Below are 11,112 nucleotides of genomic sequence, written 5' to 3' on the forward strand. Positions count from 1 at the left end.
GGCCTCCGGCCCGCCGCGCGCGCCCGCGATCGCCCGGAACGTCGCCCGGTCCACACCGTGCCGGGGCAGCCCGTCCGCGCCGCGCGCGCCCGGCACCCAGGCCGTCACCACCTCGTCCGTACCCGCCACCGGTCCTCCTCCTCGTCCGTCCGGCTGCCGACCCGCCCGGCCGGCCGACCCGTCACCCGACCCGCCCGGCCCGCCCGCGGTCTCCCCGGAGCGGCGCGGATCAGCCGGACGGCGGCGGGGCATGACCCGGACGGGCGAGCCGGGCGGCCGCCCCCGCGCCCGCGGGCCCGGGCACGCTCAGCCCCGCACCAACTCCGCCACCCCCGCCCGCAGGCGCCCCGCGATGTGCCGGATCAGCCGGTCCAGGTCCGCGCAGTACACCGACGGGTGCCCGAACCCCCCGCCCGCGCCCCCGCCCGCGCCGTCCCCCAAGCCGTCCCCCAAGCCGTCCCCCGCGTACCGGTGCGCGTACAGCCCCCCGCCGCAGACCCGGACCAGCGGGCAGTCGGAGCAGACCGGCCCGAGCCCCGCGAGGCCGCGCTGACGGGCCCGGAAGGCCGGGTGCGCGGCCGCCTCCCCGAAGCCGTGCCGCCACACGTCCAGGCCCGTCCCGGGGGCGCCGTCGTAGGCCACCTTGAGGCTGTCCGCCTGCTCGATCGCCCCGTCCGCCTCGATCACCACCAGGTCGACGGGCGCCAGCCCGACCGCCTCGCTGGCCGCCCGCCCGCCGAGCAGCAGCACCGCCAGCTCCTCGAACAGCCGCACCCCGGTCTCCCGGCGCGGCGCGCCGTACCAGCGGTCGAAGGCGGCGATCAGCCAATCCCCGTACGGAGCGGACGGAGCACCCGAGGACGACGCGCCGCCCAGCGGCGGCCCGTCCGGCACCACCCGCGGCCCGACGCCCGGCGGCGGCTCGCGCCAGGTCGCGTGCGGCAGCAGCAGGTCGAGCCGCGGCGGCGCGAACTCCAGCAGCGCCTCGTAGGTGGCCACCGGGTCCGACTCCAGGTCGACGACGCACAGCAGGCCGGCGAACAGCTCCCGGTGCCGGTCCGAGCCGAGCAGTCGCACCGCCTCGGCGGTGCGCGCCCAGCTGCCCGCACCGGAGGGCAGCCGGCGGTGCCGGTCGTGGTCGGCCCGGGCGCCGTCCAGCGAGATCCCGACCGCGACCCGGTGCCGGTGCAGCACGTCGAGCAGCGCCGGTTCGTCCAGCAGCCGCAGCCCGTTGCTCTGCACGGTGAACCGCACCCGGGGCCGGACGGCCGCCAACTCGCCCAGCAGAGCGTCCAGATGGGCCGCGCCGACGAGCAGCGGCTCGCCGCCGTGCAGCACCACGGAGACCTCGTCCAGCCCGTGCTCGGCCGCGTGCTCGTCGATCCGCCGGGCGGTGCGGCGGGCGGTCGCGAGCTCCATCCGGCGCGGCCGCCGGCGCCAGCTCTGGTCCGCCCCCTCGTACACGTAGCAGTAGTCGCAGGCCAGGTTGCACCGACTGTGGATCTTCAGCAGGAACTGCCGGAACGGCACCATGCCCGCGAGCCTAGCGCCGCCCGGCGCGCCCTCCTGGCCGACCGTCACACGTGGGGCGGCTCCACGTCCGAGTCCAGCCGCGTCCCGGCCCGCACCGCGATCGTGGTCGGGTGCTCCTCGCCCAGGGTGAGCCGGGCCCGCCGGACGCAGTCCGCCCGCAGCTCCGCGGCCCGCTCGGCGTACCCGAGGGCGGCCAGCGAGAGCGAGAGGTTGGAGTTGATGCCGATGGAGTCGTAGTGGTCCTGGCCGAGGGCCTCGGTCATCAGCGGCGCGGCCTCCAGCTCCAGGTCGAGCGCGGCCTGCAGCTCCCCGCCCAGCGACAGGTCGTTGGCGTGGTTCATCATCGCGATCGGGATGTAGAGGTGGTGCGCCCCGAGGACGGTGCGGAACTGCGCCAGCGTACGGCCGGACAGCTCGCGGGCCTCCGCCGTGCGCCCCGCCAGCCGCAGGTACACCGAGAGGTTGTTGGCGCCGGCCAGCGTCACCGGGTGGTCCTCGCCCAGGTAGTCGCGGTACCGCGCCAGCGCCCGCTCGGCCAGCGGGATCGCCCGCCCGGTGTCGCCGAGCGCGTTGAGGTCGCTGGCCAGGTTGGTGGCGGCGGCCAGGGTGTCGGGGTGCTCGGCGCCGTTGATGTCCAGGTAGCGCTGGTAGATGTCCTCGTCGATCTCCAGCGCCTCGTGGTAGCGGCCGGCCCGGCGCAGCGCCACGGCCAGGTTCTTGCGGGCGCGCAGGGTGTCGGTGTGGCCGTCGCCGATGGTCTGCTGGTAGATCCGGACGGTCTCCTCCAGCAGGTCCAGGGCCTCCCGCAGCCGCCCGGTCTCGCGCAGGTCGCGGGCGTAGTTGGAGGCCGAGGAGAGCGCGTAGAGGCTGTGCGCGCCGAGCGCGTCGCGCTGCTGGAGGTAGTTGCTGCGGTGCCGCTCCAGGGCGGCCCGGCGGTCGCCGGCCAGGTAGTCGGAGACGGCGAGGTTGTTGGTGATCATCAGGGTGCGCGGGTGGTCCGGGCCGAGGGTGCGCCGGGCGGCGTCCAGGGTGCGGCGGTCGAGCGCCCGCGCCTCGTCGTAGCGGCCGAGGAAGCGCAGGTCGGCACCGAGGCTGTTGGCGACGGCGAGGGTGTGCGAGTGCTCCGGGCCCAGGGTCGCGGTGAAGCGCTCCAGGATGTCCCGGTCCATCTCGTACGCCTCCTGGAGGGCGCCCTGGGAACGGCGGATGTTGCTCAGCTGGGTGCGCAGCATGAGCGTCTGGGCGTCGTTGTCGACGTCGAAGTCCGGCCCGCCGTAGCCGTCCTGGCGCCAGTGCTCCAGGGTGCGCTCGGCCAGCTCCCGGCCGGACTCGTGCAGGCTGCGCTTCCACTGGTAGCGGACCGAGTCGATGATCCACTGCCGGACGTCCTCGTCGGCGCTGTCGAGCGCCCCGGACGGCTGGAGGTGGGGCAGGAGTTCGGCGTACTCGGCCCAGTTCACCGGCACGTCCGGGTCGCCGGGGTTGGCGGTGGCGAGCGCGGCGTGGACGACGCCGCGCAGTTCGGCCCGCCGCTCCTCCTCGACCTGGTCCCGCAGCACCGCCTGGACCAGCCGGTGCACGGTGATGGTCTCGCTGCCCTGGTCGGTGCGGGCGAGCCCGAACCGGTTGATGGCCCGCAGGAACTCGCCGATCGCGAGCTTGTCGCGGGGCGCGCGCGGGGGCAGCCGCAGGGCGCGGGTGACGGCCCGGCTGTAGAGCAGCCGCATCGGGATGGCGTCCGGGCCGAAGAAGGCGCAGATCTCCAGGATCTGGGCGGCCGGGGCGTTCATCCGGCGCAGCTCCTCGACCGAGATGCGCCAGGTCGCGGCGGCCGAGTGCGGGTAGTCCGCGGCCCGCAGCCGGGTGCGCTCCAGCATCTCGGTGAGCTCTTCGTCGAGCAGTTCGAGGTAGGTGGCGATCGGCATCGACGTCTCCTGGAGCCAGACGGCGGCCTGGCCGACGGCGAGCGGCAGGTCGCCGAGGCGGTGCGCGACCTGGTCGGCGTCCTCCGAGGAGAGGCCGCCGTTGAAGCGGCGCAGCAGCCGGACGCTCTCCTCGCGCAGGAAGACGTCGACCTCCACCAGGCCGGCGTGCCGGGCCCAGCCCTGGTTGCGGGAGGTGATCAGCACGTGCCCGCCGGAGGAGCCGGCCGGCTGCCAGGGGGCGAGCTCCTCGGGGGTGCCGGCGTTGTCGAAGACCAGCAGCCAGCGGCGGTACGGCTGGCCGCGGCGCAGCGCGTCGAGTACGGCGGCGGCGGTGTGCGCGACGTCGTCGCTGGTGGGCACGCCGAGCCGGGGCGCGAGTTCGGCGAGCTTCTGCGGGATGTTGGCGGGCTCCTCGGCGGGCACCCACCAGACCACGTCGTAGGCGGCCTTGAAGCGGTGCGCGTACTCGGCGGCGATCTGGGACTTGCCGGCGCCGCCGAAGCCGTAGAGCACCTGGCTGAGCACGGCGGCGGGCCCGCCGGTGAAGCGGTTGCGGAGCAGTTCCAGCAGCTTGCCGCGGCCGATGAAGGCGGCGTTGCGCGAGGGCGCGTCCTGGACCTGCGGGGCGGTGCCGGGGAACCGCGCGGGGGCGATGAACTCCCCGCTGTCGGTGTCGGACTGGCGGCTGCTGCCGGGCGGCGGGCCGAGCTCGGCGTAGAGCTGGGTCTCGGCGCCCGCCGCGGAGGAGCGGACCAGGTCGGGCACCGGCTGCCCGGCGAACGGGCGGGGCACCGGCTCGTCCGAGTCCTGGAGCCGGAACGGGACCAACGCCGGTGAACCGGAGGCCAGTTCGCGGCCCTGGAGGAGCTGCCAGACCTCGGCGGCGCGGGGCAGCGCGGTGTACTCGGGCGAGAGCAGCGCGAGCAGCCGGCCCTGGCCCTCGAGCGGCCCGGCGACCTCCGGCGGCCGGGGGCCGGCGTACGTCTCGGCGGCGCTGTGCAGGGAGGTCTGGTAGCCGTAGCGGATGAGCGTCCCGGCGGCCCACTCGGCCCACATCCGGTCCTCGGGCGCGTAGCTGACGAACACCTGGCGCGGCACCGCGCGGGCGGAGCGCAGGTAGGCGCCGTAGAGCCGGCGGCGGGTCTCGGCGGTGAGCGGGCGCAGGGTGCGGACCCGGCCGTCGGTGATCCAGCCGGCCAGCCGTTCGAAGGCGTTGAGCAGGCTGCGGGCCTCCTGCGGCCGGTCGGCGACGGTGGCGGGCACCTCCTCGTAGGCGTAGAAGGGCTTGTACGGCACCTCGACGTCGGCCCAGTAGCCGGCCCGGCGGTCGCCGGGCAGCCAGCGGCCGAGGTAGGGGGCGAAGGCCTCGCGGGCGTAGTCGCGGCCGGCCTCCAGGCGCTCCTGCTCGGCGTCCTCGACCCGCATCGGCACCGGCAGGACCCGGATCGCCCGCTCCTCGGCCTCGGCGATGGCGCGGGCGGCGTCGACGCCGCCGCGGATGTTCTGGGCGCTGAAGGTGAAGCAGTCCACCACGGTGTCCGGCATCAGGACGGTGCAGATGCCGGAGGTGTCGCTGACCCCGGTGCGGCTGTCGATGAGCACATAGTCGTAGCCGCGGGCCCAGCGTTCGCGCAGCTCGCGCAGGAACTCGCCGCCGCGGATGTCCCGGCCGTGGTAGAAGCTGCGCCAGTTGAAGCTGGTGACGGCGGCGGCGTAGGCGGCGTTCTGCCGGCCTGCGGGCAGGAAGTCGAGCCGGCCGCCGGGCGGCAGGTCGAGGGCGAGGCCGCAGACGTAGCCGTCCAGGCGCCCGGGCTCGTCCAGCCAGGCGGCCGGGGACTGCCCGACCGGACCGACGGCGGAGGGCAGCGCCTGCTTGACGTAGGAGCGCAGCAGGTCGATCAGGCCGTCGGTGGAGTGCAGTTCCGGGTCGACCAGCAGCGGGTGGTAGTAGCGGTGGAGGCCGGGCGCCTCCAGGTCCCAGTCGACGACCAGGACGCGCAGGCCGCGGCTGGCGAGGATCCAGCCGACGTTGGCGAGCGCCATGGTGCGGCCGGTGCCGCCCTTGAAGGAGTAGAACGTGACGACCGATCCCGGTCCGCCGCGCTCCAGCTCTGCGCCGGGCTCAGTGGTCATGGTTCTTCTCCCCCCTCAGCGGGGCGGCGGTGTCCTTGCCCCGGCTCTGGTGCGGCAGGTCCGTGGAACCCGGGAGGCCCCGGTTGACGCGTGCGGGCTCCTGGCGGGGCCCCGGCGGTCCGGCCGGGATGGCCAGCCCGGGCATCGCCGGGCCGGTGTCCGGGCCGCCGCCCGGGCCGAAGCCGAAGGCGTCGCCGCCATCGTCCCCCCAATCCAGGTTGTCGTCCATGAGCTTGTTCTGAGCGACCGTCACCATGATGGTGAGCTCGTTGTCGAAGCTCTCCCGGCTCACTTTGACCCGGAACAAGTGCTCCAGGTCGCTCCGGCGCAGCCAGTTGCGCCGGAACACGTCGCGCACGCCCGCCCAGAGCGCGTCGCGCCCCGGTCCGTCGGCCGGGTCGTCGCTGCCGGCGGGCACCATCACGCCGGTGACCGGGTGGTTCTGCTCGTCGTACGCGCGCAGCGCGGTGCGGTAGCGCTCGCCGCCGGCCACCCACGGGTCCACCAGCAGGATGCTGACCTGGCTGTCCTCCCGGGCCTGGTCGAGCTTGTCGACGAGGGCGGTGTCGACCTCCTCCAGCGTGGTGGCGTGCCCGGCGCCGGTGATCACCTGCTGGGCGCGGGCCACCAGCGAGGGCTGGGTGGGCGGGTGGTACGGCGCCCAGTGCCAGGGTTTGGCGCCGTACCAGCCGCCCGCGCGGGAGCCGCCCTCGGCGGCGGCCTCCGAGGCCCGCCCGGCCGCGATGAACAGCCGCACCATCCCGGGGGCGGACGCCACGGGCGGCGCCGCCGGGGGCGGGAAGTAGCCGCGCACGGCGCCGAGGTCGAACTCGGGCAGCTCGCCGAGCCGGCGCGCGGCCGCGTCCCGGACCCGCTCCGCGACCACCCGGACGACCTGCTCGTACGCCCCGGCCTGCGCGGTGCGCAGCAGGGCCCGCAGGCCGTGCCGGGCGTAGGCCTCGCCCATGTCCGGCTGGGCCCACTGGATCTTGTTCACTTCGTCGGCCAGGTCGCCCGGCTCGACGGGCTCCCAGAGCACCGGGACGAGCGCCGAGATGAGCTCCCCGGTGTCCTCGTGGTGGCGGCGGACCCGGCCGCGGAAGGCGGTCCACTCCTTGCCGCAGTAGAGGCTGGCGAAGTAGGCCGGGGAGTAGAGCGCGATCATGGTGCGGCTGCGGCCGAGCATCGTGGCCAGCTTCTCCGCCCAGTCGTCGCCCAGCCGCAGCTGCTCGGTGTCCCGGTAGGCCAGCTCCTCGACCCGCACGCCGGCGCCGACCAGCCGGCCGAGTTCGTCCCGCAGGTCGTTGTAGAACTGGTTGACGAAGGCGTCCTCGGCCTCGAAGTCCGTGCGTGCGTAACTGAAGAAGAAGTACGGCCGGTGCTGTTCCTGCTCCATCACCTGTTCCCCCCGTGCCCGACGGTCCGCGACGGCGCTGGTTTCATACCCCAGCATGTCGCGAACTCCACCGCCCGCGCCGGTGAGTTGGCGGATTCGGCGGCCTCGGGTGGTTTAGCCGGTGGTCAGGCGCACTCCCCCGGTCGGGAGCGCTCCGGCGCTCGGGGGCGCACCGGCGGGGGCGCGGGCGCCCGCGGGGCACGGCGCGCCGAACGAGGGGGCGCGGGCGCCGGGCGGCGCGCTACCGGTCGAGCGCCGACTGGAAGGCGGCGAGCGGCTCGGCGCCGGGGGTCAGGGCGTCCGCGACCACCCGGCGCAGCAGGTCGCCGAGGACGGTGTCCGGCAGGGCGTCGAGTTCGTCGAGCGGCAGGGCGGTGACGTCGACCAGGTCAGAGCCGAGTCCAGCGGCGGTTCCCGCACCGGTGACGCCCATCAGTCCCTCACTCGATCGTGTCGGCACAGCGGGCTCCCGGCCGGAAGTGCATCGACCCAGGTCCGCGACGGGCATCCTACACCCGGGAGGTGACGGACCGTCAGCTCCGCGCGGGCGCCGCGCGGAGCCTGTGGGCCGAACGGATCACGGGCAGAGCCGCTCCACCCGCCACCCCGTCGGGCCGGACGGGTCGGCGACGTAGCGGAGCCGGTCGTGCAGCCGGTTCTCCCGGCCCTGCCAGAACTCGACGCTCTGCGGGACCACCCGGTACCCGCCCCAGAACGGCGGGACGGGCACGCCCTCGCCCTCCGGGTAGCGCCGCTCCAGCTCGGCGTAGCGCCGTTCCAGGACCTCCCGGCCGTCGACCGGGCTGGACTGCTCGCTGGCCCAGGCGCCCAGCTGGGAGCCGTGCGGGCGGGTGCGGAAGTAGGCGGCGGTCTCGTCCCGGCCGACCTTCTCCACCCGGCCCTGGACGATCACCTGGCGGGCCAGCGCGATCCACGGGAACAGCAGCCCGGCGTACGGGTTGACCGCCAGCTCGGAGCCCTTGCGGGAGCCGTAGTTGGTGAAGAACACGAAGCCGCGCAGGTCGTAGCCCTTGAGCAGGACGGTGCGCGAGCTGGGCCGCCCCTCGGCGTCGGCGGTGGAGAGCACCATCGCGTTGGGCTCCACCACCCCGGCGTCGTCCGCCTCGTGGAACCAGCGGGTGAACTGGCCGATCGGCTCGGGCGCGAGCTGCTCCTCGACCAGGCCCTCGTGGCTGTAGTGCTTGCGCATCACGGTGAGGTCCGGGCCGGGGCGGGCCTCCTCGGCCGGGGTCCGGTTGGCGGGGCTCTGGGGCGTCGACTGGGCGCGATCCGGGGTCTGCACGCCAACATCATCCCGTACGACAAGCAACGGGCGCCGCTCCCTCCGGACAAACCCCGGTGGGAGATAGGGTGACCCGCCACCGCCCGGCCGCCCGTCCTGCGCGGAATTGTCCGGAACCAGGCGTTTGATTCCGGGAATCCCGGGGCACGACCGGCCCCCCGACGACAAAGTCAAGCGGGCCCGCGGGAAACATCACCACGGTGGTGTATGGCGCAATGCACCCCGTGCCTGTCACCCTGGCACCGAGTGCCAAACACCATTCGGTCACGGGCGCGCCGCCCCACCACGGCGGAGCGCCGATCGCAGAACTGAACTGAAGGAGCCGTCGCATGTCCGATTTCGTACCCGGGCTTGAGGGAGTCGTCGCGTTCGAGAGCGAGATCGCCGAACCCGACCGTGAAGGCGGCGCCCTGCGGTACCGCGGTGTCGACATCGACGACCTGGTGGGCAACGTCTCCTTCGGCCACGTCTGGGGCCTGCTGGTGGACGGCAAGTTCAACCCCGGCCTGCCGGCCGCCGAGCCCTTCCCGATCCCCGTGCACTCCGGCGACATCCGGGTCGACGTGCAGTCGGCGCTCGCCATGCTCGCCCCGGTCTGGGGCCTCAAGCCGCTGCTGGACATCGACGCCGAGCAGGCCCGCGACGACCTCGCCCGGGCCGCCGTGATGGCGCTCTCCTACGTCGCCCAGTCGGCCCGCGGCCAGGGCCTGCCGATGGTCCCGCAGAGCGAGATCGACAAGGCCGAGACGGTCGTCGAGCGGTTCATGATCCGCTGGCGGGGCGAGCCGGACCCGAAGCACGTCAAGGCCGTCGACGCCTACTGGACCTCGGCCGCCGAGCACGGCATGAACGCCTCCACCTTCACCGCCCGGGTCATCGCCTCCACCGGCGCCGACGTCGCGGCCGCGCTCTCCGGCGCGGTCGGCGCGATGTCCGGCCCGCTGCACGGCGGCGCGCCGTCCCGCGTGCTCGGCATGATCGAGGAGATCGAGCGCACCGGCGACGCGACCGCCTGGGTCAAGAACGCCCTGGACAAGGGCGAGCGCCTGATGGGCTTCGGCCACCGCGTCTACCGCGCCGAGGACCCGCGCGCCCGGGTGCTGCGCCGCACCGCCAAGGAGCTCGGCGCGCCGCGCTTCGAGGTCGCCGAGGCGCTGGAGAAGGCCGCGCTGGAGGAGCTGCACAACCGCCGCCCCGACCGCGTGCTGGCCACCAACGTCGAGTTCTGGGCCGCCATCATGCTGGACTTCGCCGAGGTCCCGGCGCACATGTTCACCTCGATGTTCACCTGCGCCCGCACGGCCGGCTGGTCGGCGCACATCCTGGAGCAGAAGCGCACGGGCCGGCTCGTGCGCCCGTCCGCGCGCTACGTCGGCCCCGGCCCGCGCCGCCCCGAGGAGATCGAGGGCTGGGACGCCATCGCCCGCTGACCGCACCGGACGACCGTCCGAACAGCGCCCCTGAGCAGCGGGTCCGGCTCCGAGCCGGGCCCGCTGTCGGCGTCCCGGGCAACGAAGATCACAGTCTCAGCGGGCGGACGACCGTACCCCGGCGGAGCCCGGCGCCGGTAGGCTGCGCGCGTGGCTCAGATCCAGATCCCCGCTGACATCAAGCCCGCAGACGGCCGTTTCGGCTGCGGACCGTCCAAGGTGCGCCCCGAGGCCCTGAGTGCCCTCGCCGCCACCCAGACCTCCCTGCTCGGCACCTCGCACCGCCAGGCCCCGGTCAAGAACGTGGTCAAGCGCGTGCGCGAGGGCGTGAGCAGCCTGTTCTCGCTGCCGGACGGCTACCAGGTCGTCCTCGGCAACGGCGGCTCCACCGCCTTCTGGGACATCGCCGCCTTCGGCCTGGTGCGGGAGAAGTCCCAGCACCTGGACTTCGGCGAGTTCTCCTCGAAGTTCGCCTCCTCGGTCAAGGCCGCGCCGTGGCTCGGCGAGCCGACCGTGATCAAGACCGCGCCGGGCACCCACCCGCTGCCGGTCGCCGAGGCGGGCGTGGACGTCTACGGGCTCACCCACAACGAGACCTCGACCGGCGTCGCGATGCCGATCGCGCGCCCGGCCGGCGCCGACGAGGGCTCGCTGGTCCTGGTGGACGCCACCTCGGGCGCCGGCGGCCTGCCGGTGGACATCACCGAGACGGACGTCTACTACTTCGCCCCGCAGAAGTCCTTCGCCTCCGAGGGCGGCCTCTGGCTGGCCACCTTCTCGCCGGCCGCCCTGGAGCGCGCCGCCGAGATCGCCGGCTCCGGCCGCTACATCCCGCCGTTCTTCTCGCTGCCGACGGCCATCGACAACTCGTCGAAGGACCAGACGTACAACACCCCGTCGATCGCCACCCTCTTCCTGCTGGCCGACCAGCTGGAGTGGCTGAACGGCAACGGCGGCCTGGACTGGGCGGTCGCCCGCACCGCCGACTCCTCGTCCCGGCTGTACTCCTGGGCCGAGAAGTCCTCCTTCGCCACCCCCTTCGTGGCGAACCCGGCCGAGCGCTCCCAGGTGGTCGGCACCATCGACTTCGACGAGTCGGTGGACGCCGCCGCGGTCGCCAAGGCCCTGCGGGCCAACGGCATCGTGGACACCGAGCCGTACCGCAAGCTGGGCCGCAACCAGCTGCGCATCGCGATGTTCCCGGCGATCGACCCGGCGGACGTCGAGGCGCTCACCCACTGCATCGACTACGTGGTCGAGCAGCTCTGACACCGTCCCCCGAGGACACGCCCGAGGGCCCGCCGCAGCTGGTGCGGCGGGCCCTCGGGCGGTGCCGGGGCGGGGGGCGGCCCCGCCGGTCGACCGGTAGGCCGCGGCGGCCGTTGGGCCGCG

Annotated in this window: 7 protein-coding genes; 2 read left to right on the forward strand and 5 right to left on the reverse strand. The window is 74.5% G+C overall.

Annotated elements, in window-relative coordinates:
* Nucleotides 1-306 precede the first annotated feature (306 nt).
* From ABZW03_RS28005 to pdxH, 5 genes are all read right to left on the reverse strand, one after another.
* Nucleotides 307-1,533, reverse strand: coding sequence for an FxsB family cyclophane-forming radical SAM/SPASM peptide maturase (locus tag ABZW03_RS28005; protein ID WP_355263947.1), 1,227 nt, complete (start codon nt 1,531-1,533; stop codon nt 307-309).
* A gap of 44 nt (nt 1,534-1,577) precedes the next feature.
* On the reverse strand, nt 1,578-5,591 hold the full coding sequence (fxsT, locus tag ABZW03_RS28010) for an FxSxx-COOH system tetratricopeptide repeat protein (RefSeq protein WP_355263950.1): 4,014 nt from the start codon (nt 5,589-5,591) through the stop codon (nt 1,578-1,580).
* Entirely contained in the window at nt 5,581-6,987 is a 1,407-nt protein-coding gene (locus tag ABZW03_RS28015) for a TIR-like protein FxsC (protein WP_355263953.1), read from the reverse strand. The genes fxsT and ABZW03_RS28015 overlap by 11 nt, the downstream gene beginning before the upstream one ends.
* A 241-nt stretch (nt 6,988-7,228) precedes the next feature.
* A complete protein-coding gene (fxsA, locus tag ABZW03_RS28020; RefSeq protein WP_355263956.1) occupies nt 7,229-7,420 on the reverse strand; it encodes an FxSxx-COOH cyclophane-containing RiPP peptide in 192 nt (63 codons plus the stop codon).
* A 144-nt stretch (nt 7,421-7,564) separates the two neighbouring features.
* The gene (pdxH, locus tag ABZW03_RS28025; protein WP_355263965.1) at nt 7,565-8,197 is read right to left on the reverse strand and encodes a pyridoxamine 5'-phosphate oxidase; all 633 of its coding nucleotides are present in this window, start codon (nt 8,195-8,197) and stop codon (nt 7,565-7,567) included.
* Between the two features lie 422 nt (nt 8,198-8,619).
* On the opposite strand from pdxH, the gene ABZW03_RS28030 reads away from it, so the two are divergent.
* Nucleotides 8,620-9,720, forward strand: coding sequence for a citrate synthase 2 (locus ABZW03_RS28030; RefSeq protein ID WP_355263959.1), 1,101 nt, complete (start codon nt 8,620-8,622; stop codon nt 9,718-9,720).
* A gap of 150 nt (nt 9,721-9,870) precedes the next feature.
* A complete protein-coding gene (gene serC, locus ABZW03_RS28035; RefSeq protein ID WP_355263962.1) occupies nt 9,871-10,989 on the forward strand; it encodes a phosphoserine transaminase in 1,119 nt (372 codons plus the stop codon).
* Nucleotides 10,990-11,112 lie beyond the last annotated feature (123 nt).

Source organism: Kitasatospora sp. NPDC004799 (assembly GCF_040609095.1).
GTDB lineage: Bacteria > Actinomycetota > Actinomycetes > Streptomycetales > Streptomycetaceae > Kitasatospora.

What these genes read in the sequence shown, in the direction of transcription:
- ABZW03_RS28005 (WP_355263947.1), bottom strand. Translation starts at nt 1,533, where the DNA reads ATGGTGCCGTTCCGGCAGTTCCTGCTGAAGATCCACAGTCGGTGCAAC.
- pdxH (WP_355263965.1), bottom strand. Translation starts at nt 8,197, where the DNA reads ATGCGCAAGCACTACAGCCACGAGGGCCTGGTCGAGGAGCAGCTCGCG.
- ABZW03_RS28030 (WP_355263959.1), top strand. Translation starts at nt 8,620, where the DNA reads ATGTCCGATTTCGTACCCGGGCTTGAGGGAGTCGTCGCGTTCGAGAGC.
- fxsA (WP_355263956.1), bottom strand. Translation starts at nt 7,420, where the DNA reads ATGGGCGTCACCGGTGCGGGAACCGCCGCTGGACTCGGCTCTGACCTG.
- ABZW03_RS28015 (WP_355263953.1), bottom strand. Translation starts at nt 6,987, where the DNA reads ATGGAGCAGGAACAGCACCGGCCGTACTTCTTCTTCAGTTACGCACGC.
- fxsT (WP_355263950.1), bottom strand. Translation starts at nt 5,591, where the DNA reads ATGACCACTGAGCCCGGCGCAGAGCTGGAGCGCGGCGGACCGGGATCG.